11 protein-coding genes and 1 pseudogene are annotated in these 15,716 nt (G+C 46.2%); 10 read left to right on the forward strand and 2 right to left on the reverse strand.

Annotated elements, in window-relative coordinates; genetic code table 11:
* The 5 genes and pseudogenes from yidD to mnmC1 form a co-directional block, all read left to right on the forward strand.
* Positions 1-234, forward strand: a complete 234-nt coding sequence (gene yidD / locus ICN29_RS06525; RefSeq protein WP_216130802.1) for a membrane protein insertion efficiency factor YidD — start codon at positions 1-3, stop codon at positions 232-234.
* Between the two features lie 15 nt (positions 235-249).
* Positions 250-1,923 (forward strand): membrane protein insertase YidC, encoded by a 1,674-nt coding sequence (yidC, locus tag ICN29_RS06530; protein ID WP_216130804.1) that lies wholly within the window; start codon positions 250-252, stop codon positions 1,921-1,923.
* Positions 1,924-1,965: 42 nt separating this feature from the next.
* A complete protein-coding gene (gene mnmE / locus ICN29_RS06535) occupies positions 1,966-3,321 on the forward strand; it encodes a tRNA uridine-5-carboxymethylaminomethyl(34) synthesis GTPase MnmE (protein WP_216132091.1) in 1,356 nt (451 codons plus the stop codon).
* An 88-nt stretch (positions 3,322-3,409) separates the two neighbouring features.
* On the forward strand, positions 3,410-5,275 hold the full coding sequence (locus ICN29_RS06540; RefSeq protein ID WP_216130807.1) for a phosphoenolpyruvate carboxykinase (GTP): 1,866 nt from the start codon (positions 3,410-3,412) through the stop codon (positions 5,273-5,275).
* Positions 5,276-5,297: 22 nt separating this feature from the next.
* Positions 5,298-6,389, forward strand: a pseudogene (gene mnmC1 / locus ICN29_RS10700) (FAD-dependent 5-carboxymethylaminomethyl-2-thiouridine(34) oxidoreductase MnmC1); the annotation flags it as partial.
* Here mnmC1 and ICN29_RS06545 read toward each other — a convergent pair.
* Positions 6,359-9,022 (reverse strand): DNA topoisomerase III, encoded by a 2,664-nt coding sequence (locus ICN29_RS06545; RefSeq protein ID WP_216130809.1) that lies wholly within the window; start codon positions 9,020-9,022, stop codon positions 6,359-6,361. The pseudogene mnmC1 and the gene ICN29_RS06545 sit on opposite strands and share 31 nt — an antisense overlap.
* Positions 9,023-9,244: 222 nt before the next feature.
* A complete protein-coding gene (gene dprA / locus ICN29_RS06550) occupies positions 9,245-9,919 on the reverse strand; it encodes a DNA-processing protein DprA (RefSeq protein ID WP_216130811.1) in 675 nt (224 codons plus the stop codon).
* A 71-nt stretch (positions 9,920-9,990) separates the two neighbouring features.
* On the opposite strand from dprA, the gene def reads away from it, so the two are divergent.
* Genes def through ICN29_RS06575 form a run of 5 tightly spaced genes read left to right on the forward strand, consistent with a single transcriptional unit; the run spans position 9,991 to position 15,714 of the window.
* The gene (gene def / locus ICN29_RS06555; protein WP_216132093.1) at positions 9,991-10,506 is read left to right on the forward strand and encodes a peptide deformylase; all 516 of its coding nucleotides are present in this window, start codon (positions 9,991-9,993) and stop codon (positions 10,504-10,506) included.
* Between the two features lie 9 nt (positions 10,507-10,515).
* The gene (gene fmt, locus ICN29_RS06560) at positions 10,516-11,511 is read left to right on the forward strand and encodes a methionyl-tRNA formyltransferase (protein ID WP_216130814.1); all 996 of its coding nucleotides are present in this window, start codon (positions 10,516-10,518) and stop codon (positions 11,509-11,511) included.
* A gap of 17 nt (positions 11,512-11,528) precedes the next feature.
* Positions 11,529-12,845, forward strand: coding sequence for a 16S rRNA (cytosine(967)-C(5))-methyltransferase RsmB (gene rsmB / locus ICN29_RS06565; protein ID WP_216130816.1), 1,317 nt, complete (start codon positions 11,529-11,531; stop codon positions 12,843-12,845).
* The gene (locus tag ICN29_RS06570) at positions 12,842-13,423 is read left to right on the forward strand and encodes a DUF4390 domain-containing protein (RefSeq protein ID WP_216130819.1); all 582 of its coding nucleotides are present in this window, start codon (positions 12,842-12,844) and stop codon (positions 13,421-13,423) included. Before rsmB ends, ICN29_RS06570 begins: the two co-directional genes overlap by 4 nt.
* Entirely contained in the window at positions 13,420-15,714 is a 2,295-nt protein-coding gene (locus ICN29_RS06575; protein ID WP_216130822.1) for a sensor histidine kinase, read from the forward strand. The genes ICN29_RS06570 and ICN29_RS06575 overlap by 4 nt, the downstream gene beginning before the upstream one ends.
* Positions 15,715-15,716: the final 2 nt, after the last annotated feature.

The following is a 15,716-nucleotide window of genomic DNA, read 5'->3' on the forward strand; positions in this document are numbered from 1 at the left end:
GTGAACCTTCTAAACAGTGCCGCAATTAAGTTGGTAAAAATTTATCAACTGGCTTTAAGCCCCTATACGGGAGCGCACTGCAAATATGTACCCAGTTGCTCACAATATGCCTGCGACTGCTTTAATCATTATGGATTTATTAAAAGCTTTGCTTTGGTTGTATGGCGCATTCTGCGCTGTAATCCATGGTCACAAGGCGGTTATGATCCTGCGGTAAAACAAATATCTCATTAATTTAAGTGAATGCAAATGGACTTTAAAAAAACAATTCTTTGGGCAGTGTTCTCGATGTCAGGCCTCATGCTCTACAGCAATTGGCAGGTTCATGAAGGAAAACCTTCTTTGTTTGGCGGCTCACCGGTAAGCGCACCATCCCTTGCTGATAAGACCACCGCAATCAACAAGGCGGATGTACCAACTCAAATATCAGGTGCGCCAACGATTGCTACAACCCCCACAGTTAATTCGGGCGCAATCGAGAGCGCTGAAAAATTCGTATTAAAAAATGATGTATTGGTATTAGAAATTAGCGCCAATGGCGCCAATGTGATTGATGCAAAACTACTTAAAGCATTGACTGCAGAAAATACCCCGGTTGAGTTATTTCAGTACTCACCAAACCACAAATACTTTGCACGTTCCGGCTTGATTTCTCTGAACAACAACGACTTACCAAATCACACAAGTACGTTCAAGCTTATTCAATCTGCCAAAGATGGCTCTGGACGACCTTTTCTAACTCTGGTGAGCGAGCGAAATGGCGTTAAGTTAGAAAAAACTTTCATCCTCAATCCTGGAAGCTATGTGGTTGAAGTCGGCCATCGTGTTACTCAGTCTGGCAACAATTCTTCGCCATTAGTTCTTTATACAGAGTTGGTGAGAGACGGCAGCCAAGAGCAAAAAATTGGCCCATTTGACGGCGCCTTTTCAGCAAGCACTTTTACTGGGCCAGCTGTTTATACCGATAAAGAAAAATTCAACAAACTGGAATTTACGGCGATTGATAAAAATAAAATTACGATCCCAGCCCAAGTAGCCGCTGGAGACCCAGCCTGGATCGCAATGGTTCAACACTATTTTGCTAGCGCCTGGATTCCAGGAGATAAATTTACGCGCGATATCTACGCTGGGAAAATTGATAACGGCCTATATCGCATTGGGATGCAAACGCCGCTAGGTGTTGTTGCTCCAGGCTCAACCGTTGTAGAAAAATCTCGCCTCTTCGTTGGGCCACAAGAGGAAAGTGTTCTAGAAACGATTGCCCCTGGTTTTGAATTGCTGAAAGACTATGGCTACTTAACGATTCTGGCAAAACCTATTTTCTGGCTGCTGGAGAAAATTCATGGTTATGTTGGCAACTGGGGTTGGGCAATTATTCTTCTTACAATTTTGATTAAGTTAGTATTTTTCCCGCTTTCTGCTGCAAGTTATAAATCGATGGCCCGCATGAAAGAGGTGCAGCCACGTTTAATGGCCATGAGGGAGCAATATAAGGGCGATCCACAGAAGTTAAATCAAGCAATGATGGAGATGTACCGCAAGGAGAAAATTAATCCACTAGGCGGATGTTTGCCTGTGGTGGTCCAGATCCCGGTATTTATTGCGCTGTATTGGGTGTTGTTGTCGTCGGTTGAGATGCGTGGCGCCCCTTGGGTTTTGTGGATCCATGACCTATCTATTCCAGACCCTTATTACATTCTGCCAGTCATTATGGCCATCTCGATGTTTGTGCAAACTAAACTTAATCCAACGCCGCCTGATCCTATTCAGGCAAAAGTGATGATGTACATGCCAATCGTATTCTCGGTAATGTTCTTTTTCTTCCCGGCAGGCCTGGTGTTGTACTGGGTGGTTAATAACCTGTTGTCAATTGCACAACAATGGCAGATCAACCAAATGTTTGGAAAAAAAGAAGCCAAGTAATTTTTTGATGGCATAGGGTTTAATGGAAAAGGCACAGCAATGATGACTAGAAAGCTGCCCATCATTGCTGTAGCTACCGCCCCAGGTAAGGCGGGCGTTGGAATTGTGCGCATTAGTGGGGAGAGCCTTGGCTCAATTACAAAGGCGCTTTTTCAAAAAGAGCTATCTTCGCGAAAAACCCATTTAGTCACCTTATGTGACGCCGATGGACAAACCATCGATCAACTCATTGCGATTTATTTTGCAGCCCCAGCTTCATTTACAGGTGAAGATGTATTGGAGTTGCAATGTCATGGAGGACCCCAACTTCTCGAGTTGGTAATGAAGCGCTGCCTTGAGTTAGGCAAAGACGATGAATTAGTAATTGCGGAGCCCGGCGAATTTACTTTGCGCGCTTATCTGAACAACAAAATTGATTTAGCCCAAGCCGAAGCAATTGCAGATTTAATTGATGCTCAGAGTGAGGCCGCTGTTCTTGGCGCCGCTAGATCATTGCAGGGCGGCTTCTCGGAGGGCATTAACGACCTCATCGAAGAAATTACACAGCTGCGTATTTTGGTGGAGTCTACCCTAGACTTTCCCGAAGAAGAGATTGAGTTTTTGGAGAATGCACAAGCACGTCAACGTTTAGCTGCAGTTAAAGAGAAGTTACAGTCTCTTCGCAATGGCGCTAAACAGGGAAAAATTTTGCGCGACGGTATACATCTGGTTTTAGCTGGCGCCCCAAACGTTGGCAAGAGCTCTTTACTGAATAGACTCGCGGGTGAGGAGGTTGCAATCGTGACACCCATTGCAGGCACAACACGTGATCGAGTGAAAGAGAGTATCACCATCGAGGGCGTGCCGTTACACATTATTGATACTGCCGGCTTGCGTGATACAAAGGATCTGGTCGAGGCAAAAGGCATTGAAAGATCTTGGGACGCCATTCGTTTAGCGGATTTAGTGATTTTCCTGACCGACCCTAATTCTGGCGAAGATGGCTTGAAAGAGCGAATTCTTTCTGAGTTGCCACCAAAATGCCCTGTTTTAGCGGCCCTTAATAAATCAGACTTACTACCCTCAGGCTCTGTAAGGACTCAAAAAGAGACTATCTTGATTTCAGCCAAGACCGGTGCTGGAATTGAGGCTCTAAAGCAGAAGATATTAGAAATAGTGGGTTGGAATGGCTCGCAAGAGGGGGCAATTGTCGCCAGAAGAAGACATTTAGACTGCTTAGAGCGAGCATCAGAACATATTGCAAGATCAGAACAATTCGCAGCAAATGGCAACAATTCGCTTGAATTATTCGCTGAAGAGCTATTTTTAGCGCAAAATCACCTAGGGCAAATCACTGGAAAGCTGCTTCCAGACGACCTTTTGGGCAAAATTTTTAGCCAGTTCTGCATTGGCAAGTAGAGGGTTTGTTCCCCCTTATTTAAGGGGTTAAATATCCCCAAAATGATAAAATCATTGGATTAAAAATTAAATCTTCACGGGTAAATATATGACCACAGCAACTGCCGACCAAATTGATGCGAATGCACCAGCTTACGTAAAAAACAAGCAATTAATTGGGTGGGTTGGTGAAATTGCAGCCCTGACTAAGCCAGATGCAATTCATTGGTGTGATGGCTCCCAAGCCGAATATGAGGAACTTTGTGAGCTCTTGGTCAAAGCGGGCGTATTTAAGCGTTTAAACCCAGCCAAACGAAAAAATTCATTTTTAGCCCTTTCAGATCCTGAAGATGTGGCACGAGTTGAAGACCGTACATTCATTTGCTCTGCTAAAAAAGAGGATGCCGGCCCCACAAATAATTGGGTGGAGCCAAGTGAAATGCGCGCAACATTACACCCTTTGTTTGATGGCTGTATGCGTGGCAGAACAATGTATGTAGTGCCATTCTCCATGGGTCCAATAGGATCTCCCATTGCTCACATTGGTGTGGAGCTCTCTGATAGCCCTTATGTTGCAATTAATATGCGCCTCATGACTCGCATGGGCAAGGCTGTGATTGATCAGTTGGGCGCTACTGGCGAGTTTGTTCCTTGCATTCATACTGTTGGCAAGCCCTTAGCTGCTGGTGAAAAAGATGTTGCATGGCCAAACAATAAGAACAAATACATTGTGCACTACCCTGAAACCCGCGAAATCTGGTCATTTGGCTCTGGTTACGGTGGCAATGCATTGTTGGGCAAAAAATGTTTTGCGCTGCGCATTGCATCCAATATGGGCCGTGAACAAGGCTGGCTAGCAGAGCACATGTTGATCTTGGGTGTGACCTCGCCTGAGGGAAAGAAATATCACATTGCAGCTGCTTTCCCATCCGCTTGCGGCAAAACCAACTTCTCCATGATGATTCCACCAAAAGGATTTGATGGTTGGAAGGTCACTACTATTGGCGATGACATTGCATGGATTAAGCCACGCAAAGACCCGGTTACTGGCAAAACCCGTTTGTTTGCAATTAACCCAGAGTCTGGTTACTTCGGCGTTGCGCCTGGTACAAATCGCCAAACCAATCAAAACTGTATTGATTCTTTGAATCAGGATGTAATTTTTACTAACGTTGGTCTGACTGATGATGGCGATGTTTGGTGGGAAGGTTTGACAGAAACTCCACCGGCGCACCTAATTGACTGGCAGGGCAAAGACTGGACTCCAGCGGATGGCGCTGCAGGCCGCAAAGCTGCCCATCCAAATTCACGCTTTACGGTTGCTGCTACCAATAACCCAGCGGTTGATCCTAAGTGGGATGATCCGGAAGGCGTTCCAATTGATGCATTCTTATTTGGTGGCCGCCGTTCAAACACCGTACCCTTGGTTAGCGAGGCGCGCGACTGGGTAGAGGGCGTTTACATGGCCGCAACCCTTGGTTCAGAAACCACCGCAGCGATCACTGGTCAAATTGGTGTCGTGCGTCGCGACCCATTTGCGATGATCGCGTTTGCTGGTTACAACATGAGCGATTACTTTCAGCATTGGCTCAACATCGGCAAGAAGTTAGAATCCGAAGGCGCTGTTTTGCCCAAGATCTACTGCGTTAACTGGTTCCGCAAAGATGAAAACGGCAAGTTTGTTTGGCCAGGCTTTGGTGAAAACATGCGCGTACTCTCTTGGATTTTGGAGCGCGCTGAAGGCAAAGCAAAGGGCAAAGAAACACCATTTGGTATTTGTCCAGAGTACGCTGATATGCATTGGAATGGCCTTGACTATTCGGCTGAGAAATTTGCTCAAGCCATTCGTGTCGCTGTTGATGACTGGAAGAATGAGTTAAAGCTTCACACTGAGTTGTTTGATCACCTTGGTGATCGCTTGCCAAAAGAGTTGAAAGAGACTCGCGCCAAGATTGAACAGCGATTAAACGCTTAAGTATTTCATCTAGATTATTCCAATGACCAACCCCCAACACCATGAAATAGTGGTGATTGGGGCAGGCATTTGCGGCTCAACAATTGCAAACGAGCTGCTCCTGCGCGGCAAAGCTGTATGCATTGTAGATGCCGCATCATCACCCGCCACCGCCTGCTCAAGTCACGCTTATGCCATAGCCCACCCACACATAGGCAAAGGATCTCCACGTTTATTACGCCTAACACGCATTGCTTTTTTGTTGGCTGAGGCGAGATGGGGTAATACTTGGAACAAGCATGGCATTTTTCAGCCTACTAAAAAAGACAAGCATTTCGATCAAGTAGAAGTGGCTAATTATTTAAAGTCATTGGGCCTCGATGAAGACATTGCTATAGCTTTAGATGCTCAGGCGGCCGAAAAAACCTGCGGCATTGGACAAAGCGGAGTATGGCTTTCCCGGGGCGCATCTTTAAATATATTTGAGGCAAGCAATACGCTACTGAAAGAGCATGTGCATTTAACTTGTCTGTGGAACACCCGCGTTGCAAAACTCGAACAAGCCAATGGCCAATGGCTTTTATTGAATCAGGCCAATGAAGCCATTCTTACTGCAGACCAGGTAGTAGTTGCAACAGCTATGGACACCAAGTCCTTAATGGGCAGCATCGGAATACGATTGCCCCTAAAACCGGTGCGCGGTCAACTGAGTATTTTCTCTATTAAAAAAGATGGTCCTTGGGTGCAAAAATTACCGAGCGTTGGGGTATCTGGTGACGGATATTGTCTCCCAGCGCAGCAGCTTGAAGACGGCAGCTATCGTTGGATGGTGGGCTCTAGCTTTGATGAGGGCGAAGATGATTTGGGCTCAAGAGATAGTAGTGATGCATTTAATCGTGAGCAAGCACAAGGTTTGTTAGCCTATTCTGAGGGAGACCCGGCAGCGCTAATCAAGGTCGGTGATTTTGTTGGGGTACGCTGTGTTGCGGGCGACCGTTTACCAATCATTGGCGCGCTTACCCAAAGACCTGGAATCTTTTTAGCTACTGCATTAGGCTCACGAGGTATTTTATGGTCAGCGCTCGCTGCTAAGCTGATTACAGCTCAAGTGCTAGGCGATGACTTTGCTTTGCTTGCGCGCTTAGGTTTTGCTGCAGATTTAGTTGCAGCACTAGCGCCCGCCCGTTTCTTTGCTGGAGCTTTGGCTGCACCGGCAGCCTTAGCCTCAAACTCAAAACCAATTTTTCCATCAGCACCCAAGGCTAAATAGGCCTTAAAGCCACGCCCAGTTCGGTTTGATTTGAAGTTGGTTAAGAGATCAGTCTTGCCTTCTTTCAGCAGCTTTTGCACCTGCTCAGCAGAAATTTCTTGTTGCAAAACAACTTTGCCCGTTTTGAAATCACAGGTTTTGCTTGGCCCTGTATTGTTTTCGCAAAGATAGCGCATACCATCTTCGTATATGGCGCCAGAACATTTTGGACAAACGCCCAAGGCTTGACGACCTGTGAAATCGATTGCCTCAGTTTCTTCATCTTGAGAATTACCAAAATCAAACTCGAGTTTGAAACCTGCATTTGGATAGTCCTTATCATCTTCCGGAATTTCACTTAACTTAATGATGGCTGCAAATGGCCGACCTATTTTGCTGCGGAAGCCCTGTAGTGGGCCGATTGTTTTTTCGCGCAGCAACTCTTCCACTTCAGGATATTCAAATGCGCGTCCACCAGGAGTTTTGCTGATGGTAAAGCCGCATTTTTCACAGGCAAAGCGACGATAGTTTTCTTTCACCGAGCCCTTACAGTGCGGGCATGGCGTGGTCATCGTGGCATAGTCACCCGGAATAGTATCGCTGTCATACTCCTTGGCGCGCTTGACGATGCGCTGCGTCATCTGCGCAATTTCTTGCATGAAGGTGTCGCGATTCATTTTGCCCTGCTCAATCAAAGAGAGCTTGTTTTCCCAATTACCAGTTAAATCAGGGCGCGTTAATTCTTCAACATCTAGCCCACGCAATAAAGTCATTAATTGAAAAGCTTTTGCTGTGGGAATCAGCTCACGTGCTTCGCGCACGATGTATCTTTCGGCGAGTAATCCCTCAATGATGGCCGCGCGCGTTGCAGGCGTTCCTAGACCTTTTTCTGCCATAGCTTCGCGCATATCGTCATCATCAACCCACCTGCCAGCACTTTCCATTGCAGAAAGTAATGTTGCTTCGGTATAGCGCGCAGGCGGTTTAGTTTTTAATGGCACCACAGCAATTGATTCGTTTTGAACGGTTTCGCCCTCTTTCACCGCTACAAGCTCATCGTCAGCTTGATTTGATTTGCCATAGACAGTAAGCCAGCCGGGATTAATGAGGACACGACCCTCGGTTTTGAAGTGGTGGCCCAAAACTTCAGTAATGCGGGTGGTGACTCGGAATTCGGCAGCCGGATAAAAGACGGCCAAGAAACGACGGACTACTAAGTCGTATAACTTTGCTTCTGGCTCACTTAAAGTCTTTGGAGTTTCCAGAGTTGGAATGATTGCAAAGTGATCAGAAATTTTTGAATTATCAAAGATGCGTTTGTTTGGCTTGATCCAGCCATAACCAGCTTTTGCTTTTGGATCCTTCGGGTCACCCTTCAAAATCTGTTTGGCAAAGGCGCGATAGTCTTGTGATTTCTCAGCAAGAATTTCCATGGTTTGTTTAACAGTATCTAGATAGTCCTCTGGAAGCGCTTTTGCATCAGTACGGGGATAAGTTAAAACCTTGTGACGTTCATAAAGTGCCTGTGCAAGACCCAAAGTATTTTTTGCAGAAAAGCCAAAGCGGGCATTTGCTTCACGTTGCAAGCTGGTTAAGTCAAAAAGTTGCGGGGCAAGTTGGGTTGCTGGCTTCGCTTCCTCTGTAACACTTGCTTTTTTATCCCGACATGCTGCAACAATGCTTTGTGCTGCAGCTTCGCTCCAAAGACGGTTTTCACGAGCATCGGGTTCTGTAACATCTTTTTTAAATTTGGGGTCAAACCAGCGGCCCTCATAAACCCCTGCGGCAGCAATAAACTCAGCCTTTACTTCCCAATAATCTTTGGAAATAAACTTACGAATCAGTTCTTCACGCTCCACCACAATTGAGAGCGTCGGTGTTTGAACGCGACCCACAGTGGTCAAGAAGAAGCCGCCACTCTTACTGTTAAATGCGGTCATAGCACGCGTGCCATTAATGCCAACCAACCAGTCAGCCTCTGAGCGGCAACGGGCTGCATCAGCTAGCGGTTGCATATCTTCATCGGCGCGTAAGTTTGCAAAGCCATCACGTATTGCTGATGGAGTCATTGACTGCAGCCATAAACGCTTGATACCTTGTGATGCTTTTGCATGCTGTGTAATTAAACGAAAGATTAGCTCGCCTTCGCGTCCCGCGTCACAGGCATTAATCAAAGAGGTGATGTCTTTGCGTTTAATGAGTTTTTGCAATACTTTCAGGCGCGATTCTGTTTTGACAATTGGTCGCAAATCAAAATAAGGGGGAACTACAGGTAAGTTAGCAAAAGACCATTTGCCACGTTTAACGTCATATTCTTCTGGGGCTGCGATTTCTAAGAGATGGCCAACCGCAGATGAGATTACAAAGTCGTCGTTCTCAAAATAGTCCTCGTGCTTAGTAAAGCCGCCTAGAGCCTTAGCAATGTCATTAGCTACCGAAGGTTTCTCGGCAATGACAAGGGTCTTGGGATGATCCGTAGATGAGGTCTTGGAGCTGCTTTTGGTAGATGCTTTAGCCACGCGTTTGCCTAAATTTGAGCCTGAAATGATGTTTCTAATAAGGAAAAAGGATGAACAATTTAAACCAAATCAGGGTTTGGTCAATTGCTTACCCCTTTTTTATTATTAACCGATAAATTGGGAAAAGTCCAAAAGGGCCGCTTTTTCGATAAGTAAGGGGGCGTTTTTTGGACTGTTTATGGGTAAAAAGTAGCATTTAAACCCTTTTAAATAGGGGTTTTCTCAAAAAACCAACTCTTCTAGAACATCTTGGGGGTTGCGCACCAGTTTTGCGCCCTGCTGAATGAGAAGGTGGCAGCCACTAGAAAATGGGTACTGAATCGATCCTGGCACGGCAAAAACCTCCCTACCCAGCTCTGCCGCAAGCCTTGCGGTAATAAGAGAGCCCGATCTTTCGGCCGCCTCAATCACCACTACACCAATCGATAGCGCTGCAATCAGTCGATTACGCCTAGGGAAGTGACATGCTTGTGGTGGCGCCCCCAAAGGGAGTTCAGAGACTAAAAGCCCTTGCTTTCGAATATTTTTGGCTAAATCGAGATGTTCTTTGGGGTAAATCACATCCACACCAGCCCCACAGACTGCCATCGTGAAGTGCTTGGGGCCAAGCTTGAGGGTTGCTTGATGAGCAGCTCCATCAACGCCTCTCGCAAGCCCTGAGACGATTAGTAAACCTGCTCGTGAGAGCCCTTTGGCAAAAGCAGCCGCATTTTCAAGGCCTTCCATGCTAGCTTTGCGTGAGCCCACGATTGCGACCATGGGAATTTTTAGCAATTTAAGATCCCCGTCTATATAGAGACGCTCGGGCGGATCATATAAGTCATTAAACCGGCAGGGGTAGTTTTTATCACCCTTAGCAAGGCAAGTGATTTGATTTGGTTTTGGGGGTGGGGGCATTCAAAGATTTTGATCTTTAGGGGAATTTCAGCAATCAGGACATACTGATTGCTCTGTTGGATAATTCTTCTATGGCTTTGTTAAACGTCCTTTGTTACCCAGATCCGCGCTTGCATAAGGTTGCTAAACCTGTAGCGCAAGTGGATGCGCGCATTCAAAAAATAGTCGCCGATATGGCCGACACCATGTATGAGGCTCCAGGAGTTGGCTTAGCTGCAACACAGGTTGATATTCATGAGCGAATTGTTGTTATCGATATATCTGATGAGCAAAATAACTTGATGGTTTTCATAAACCCAGAAATTATTTGGTCAAGCCCTGAGAAAAAGTCTTGGCGCGAGGGCTGTCTTTCAGTGCCCGAGTTTTATGATGAAGTTGAAAGAGCTGCACAAGTTCGAGTAAAGGCTTTAGATGCGGATGGTAAAGAGTTCGAGCTTGATGCGGATGGCTTGTTGGCAGTTTGTTTGCAGCATGAGATTGACCATTTACAGGGAAAGGTATTTGTTGCGTATTTATCGATACTCAAACGAACACGAATTTCACAAAAACTTAAAAAGCGTGCCAAAGAGTTAGTGGGTGAGCGCTAGGCGCCGCTGATGAAAATTGTATTTGCTGGAACTCCCGAGTTTGCTGCGCAAGCAATGCGCGCAATTGATGGTGCAGGTCATGAAATTGTTCTGGCGCTTACCCAGCCAGATCGTAGGGCTGGACGGGGGATGCACTTGCAGGCTAGCCCCGTTAAAGAGTTTGCATTGGAAAAAAATATTCCCGTGCTGCAACCAGAAACACTCAAGCGCGATAGTAGCGACCCCCAAAAGCAAATCCAAGCTCAAGAGGCACATGCGCAATTATCTGCAATAGATTTTGATGCTATGGTGGTAGCTGCCTACGGACTCATCTTGCCACAAGACATTTTAGATATTGCACAGCAGCCAGGAAGGCATGGTAGTTTCAATATTCATGCATCCTTATTGCCACGTTGGCGTGGTGCTGCACCGATACAGCGAGCGATCGAAGCGGGCGATTCAAAAACAGGCATTTGTATTATGCAAATGGACGCCGGTCTCGATACGGGCGACACGGTGTTTATTGGTGAGCTTGAAATTACGCCCGAAGAAACAAGCAGCACCTTGAACCATCGATTGGCAAAATTAGGCGCCCAATCAATGATTGAGACGCTAAATCGTTTGCAAGGAGGCAAGGGCTTAGTTCGGACCCCGCAAGAAGCAGAGGGCATAACTTATGCGGAAAAAATATTAAAGAGCGAAGCAGAAATCGACTGGAATCTAAGCGCTCAAGAAATTGATCGAAAGATTCGGGCTTTTAACCCCTTTCCTGGGGCTACTAGCAACGCTGAAGAGGCGTCGATGAAATTTTGGAGCTCTCGCATTCCAAAAGTAGACGCCTGTAGCAAAGCTGGGCGCCCCGGAGAATTATTGGGGCTCAGCGAGGAGGGCATTTATATTCAGTGCGGCAAGGATGCTATAGAAATTTTAGAGATGCAAAAGCCTGGCGGTAAGAAAATGAATGCCAAGCTTTGCTTGCAGTCGCTTGCTTACCGTGAACAAGTATTACGCTTTCAAGCAAAATAAACCAACACTAAATTAATTTGACTGATAAAAAAACGCCGCACAGCTTGCCCCTTTCTGAAGCTATCAGCATTACTGCTCAGGCCGTTGGTGAAGTAATGAGTGGCAGGTCACTGACGGAAGTTCTAGATCAATTAGAGCCGCATGAGCGCCCTATTGTGCAGAGCTTAAGTTTTGACGCTTTGCGCAAATGGGTTCGATCACATGAGTTAATCAAAGAATTTATTCCAAAGAATCCTCCGCCAGAAGTCGATCATTTATTGAGCGTTGCTATTGCTCTGTTTCTAAATGAAAACGCAGATGGCAAAGGCTATGCAGCCCATACCATTGTTGACCAAGCTGTAAGCGCTTGCGCCAACTACGATAAGACAATGTATGCCAAAGGCTTAGTGAATGCAGTACTTCGTAAGGTAAGTCTTATTGTTCAGCCGCCAGAGGGCGAGCCCCGCTTTCCTCCAGACCCCATTCCAATGTTCGTTCCATCTTGGTGGCGCGCCAACTTAAAACGGCATTACTCGAAGGCCTGGCAATCTATTTTATTTGCACAAGCAAAACGGGCGCCATTAATTTTGCGCATCAATCAAAAACAATATTCACGTGATCAATATCAAACTTTATTAAGCGAGCTTGGAATAGCGTCCACTCCAATTGAAGATGTGGCTGGGGTTAAATTGTCATCCGCTTTGTTGTTGTCTAACCCGGTTCCCGTTTCAGATCTACCAGGTTTTTATAGTGGCGCGGCATCGGTTCAAGATGCTGGAGCGCAGATAGCAGCGCTCCTCTTAAACCCTCAGTCAGGCGAACGAATCTTAGATGCTTGTGCGGCTCCCGGCGGCAAGACTGCCCATTTGCTAGAGCTAGCTAATTGTGAGATGGTGGCTTTAGAACTCGACGGTGATCGTCTGAGCAAAATTGGCGGTAATTTAGACCGCTTGCGTTTGCATTCTGACAAAGTGCAGGTACTTCGGGGCGACGCTTCAAAAGCATCTTGGTGGGATGGCATCCCTTTTGACAAAATTTTGCTTGATGCGCCATGTTCCGCCTCAGGTATTGTGGCCAGACACCCAGATATCCCATTTTTAAGGCGTGAGGCCGATATCAAGTCCTTGCAACAGAAGCAACGCGGCATTCTGGAGCAGGCCTGGAAAATGTTGAAAGCTGAAGGACTGCTACTCTACGTCACTTGCTCGGTATTTCCTGAGGAGGGGGAGGAGCAAGCAATTTGGTTTGCTGCCGAGCATGGCAATGCGGTACGATTAGGCGCTCCAGGGCAGATCCTGCCAACAGACGTAAGCGACGGTTTTTACTATGCTTTGTTTAAGAAAAATGGGCCATGAGCCAAAGAATTAAACAATTCATCTTTTTATGCTTGATGGCGTTGAGTGTGTTTTCAACAAGCGCAAGCGCAGAAGGAATTAAGATCAAATCCTTTGAGTTGGAGAGGGTTGATAGCGACTGGCTTTTGAATGCCACTTTTCAGATTGAGCTTTCCCCCGGTCTCGAGGATGCAGTTCAAAAGGGGGTGGTGCTCTACTTTCAAACAGAGTTTGATTTAACGCGCTCGCGTTGGTATTGGTTTGATGAGAAACCCGCGCTTGCCCAGAGACAAACCCGCCTCTCTTATCAACCCCTAACGCAACAATATCGAATTGCTTCAGAGGGCTTCACATTCTCTGCGCAAACGATTTCAGAAGCGTTACAAGCAGTTGGCAGTATTGGTGGTTGGGACGTGATTGATAATCGTCAGCTCGATGCAGGTAAGTCATATACGGCCTCCTTGCGGATGAGTTTAGATTTGAGCAAGCTACCCAAGCCATTCCAGGTGAATGCCTTAAATAATCGTGATTGGAATGTTTCTAGCGATTGGTTGCGCATCCCATTTTCACCAACTGGCCCGACACTCATTAAGCGATGAACGCATTTTCAACACTGTTTCAGGGCACTTTTTTTACATCAAAGACCTGGAGAAAGAAGCTAATCCCCGTCGCCATAGGCGTCATAGGCGCATTTGCTTTAGTCCTCTTAGTCTTGCTATCAATTGCGTCATCCAATACAGAGTTTTTTGACAAATACTTTATCTGGCTTTATGCAGCCAATGTGGTCATTGGAGTTTCTCTCACTCTAGTGATCTTGATTTTAGTAATAGTGATTGGTGTTCGTTGGTATAGGGGACATTTTGGAACTCGCTTGATTGCCAAGCTGGCAATGATTTTTGCCTTAGTTGGCGTTGTTCCTGGCTTAATTTTGTATGGCGTTTCACTCCAGTTCGTATCGCGCAGTATTGAAACTTGGTTTGATGTGAAGGTTGAATCGGCACTTAACTCCGGCTTAGAGTTGGGACGCGTTACTTTGCAAATTGCTCAAGAAGAGATTTTGGCCGAGGGAAATTTTATTGCCGAACAAGTGGTGCAGGTACCTGCAGGCACTAGCTCTGATCAGGTTGGCCCCATGATCATGAAGATTCGTAATCAATTTGGTATTCAAGAAGTAAGCCTCTTTAATATGCAGCGCAATTTGATCCTAACTAGCGAGTTAAGATCAAAAAAATATTTACCTGCGCCTAGCGCTGAAGTGGTGGAGGAGGCTTTTAAAAAGAAAGGCGTTACCTTTTTAGATCAGATCGAAATAGAAGGCGGACAGCGTGGCTATCAAGTAAGGGCAATTGTGCCAATTGTGCGTAAGAAGAGTGCTCTGGGCAAGCAAGGTGAGGATAGATATTTCTTGCAATTGGTGCGACCCATTCCAACCCCATTGGCTAAGAATATTTTTGCGGTTGAGTCAGCCTATAGTGAATATCAAGAGAAGTCTTTAGGGCGCACTGGCTTGCGCAAGATGTTCGTTGGCACGCTAACACTCACTCTATTTTTTGCCCTATTTGTTGCGGTCACCCTGGCCCTGTTATTAGGGCGTCAATTGGCTCGCCCACTATTAATGCTGCTTAAAGGAACCCAAGCAGTTGCACAAGGCGACCTCTCTCCAAAGCCCGAGTTGGAAACGGGAGATGAGCTGGGAATGTTGACGCGTCAATTTAATGTAATGACCCGGCAACTTGCTGATACGCGCAACTCCTTACAAGAATCGAAGGCTTTCCTAGAGAAGGTTCTTGGAAATCTCACTGCTGGCGTATGCATTTTTGATAAGCGCTATAACGTGGTGTCAAGTAACGCCGGCGCAGACCGTATTTTTGGGCAAGACTTAACCCACCTAGATGGTAGGCCATTGAGTAGTATTCCAACTCTTACTGAGTTTGAGGGCGCAGTTAAAGAGGGCTTTGCAACAATGAGGCTTGCGGTTGCCAATGAAGGGGCCGCTTCGCCCCAGACTACTCTTAAGGCTGCACCCGTTTGGCAAAAGCAAATTCAATTACATACTACGAATGAATTTGAAAATGAGTTGGGCGTGACCTTGTTTGTGCGGGGTACAGAGTTAACAGCAGATTTGCGCATGGTGGTGTTTGATGACATCACGGACGTAGTAAGCGCACAAAGATCAATTGCTTGGAGTGAGGTTGCTCGCCGCCTAGCCCATGAAATCAAAAATCCACTCACCCCAATCCAGTTGTCGGCTGAGCGTTTGCAGCAGAAGCTTGCTGGCAAGCTCACCCCCGAGCATGAAGAAATGATCAATCGCAGTACCGAAACCATTATTGGCCAGGTGCAGGCGATGAAAGAAATGGTAAATGACTTTAGGGATTTTGCTAAAACACCGACGCCGCAGCTAAAACCCCTGTCCATTAATGCGCTCACATCAGAAATTTTGGGTTTGTATGAAGGCAGTCCATTGCGTACCCAGCTCGATCCCCATTGCCCAGATATTATGGGCGACCAAACTCAACTTAGACAGGTGATTCATAATCTATTACAAAATGCGCAAGATGCCACCTTAGAGGGGTCTCATCCTGGGGAGGCGGTTGAAGTAAAAACAGAGTTAGTGCCCTATGGAGAGCACAATGGCATAGAGCAAAAGGCAGTGCGCTTAACAATAAGTGATTCTGGAGTAGGATTTCCAGCTAAGATATTGGCAAGAGCCTTTGAGCCTTATGTCACAACAAAGAGCAAAGGCACAGGATTGGGTTTGGCAGTGGTTAAAAAAATTATTGATGATCACTCTGCCAAAATTGAAATACGAAATCGTATGCAGGGAGCAGAAGTGGTTGGTGCGCAGGTATCAATATTATTTATGAATCTAGCAAAAGAGGCGGCCTAAGG

The sequence above is a fragment of the Polynucleobacter nymphae genome, from assembly GCF_018882155.1.
Classification (GTDB): domain Bacteria; phylum Pseudomonadota; class Gammaproteobacteria; order Burkholderiales; family Burkholderiaceae; genus Polynucleobacter; species Polynucleobacter nymphae.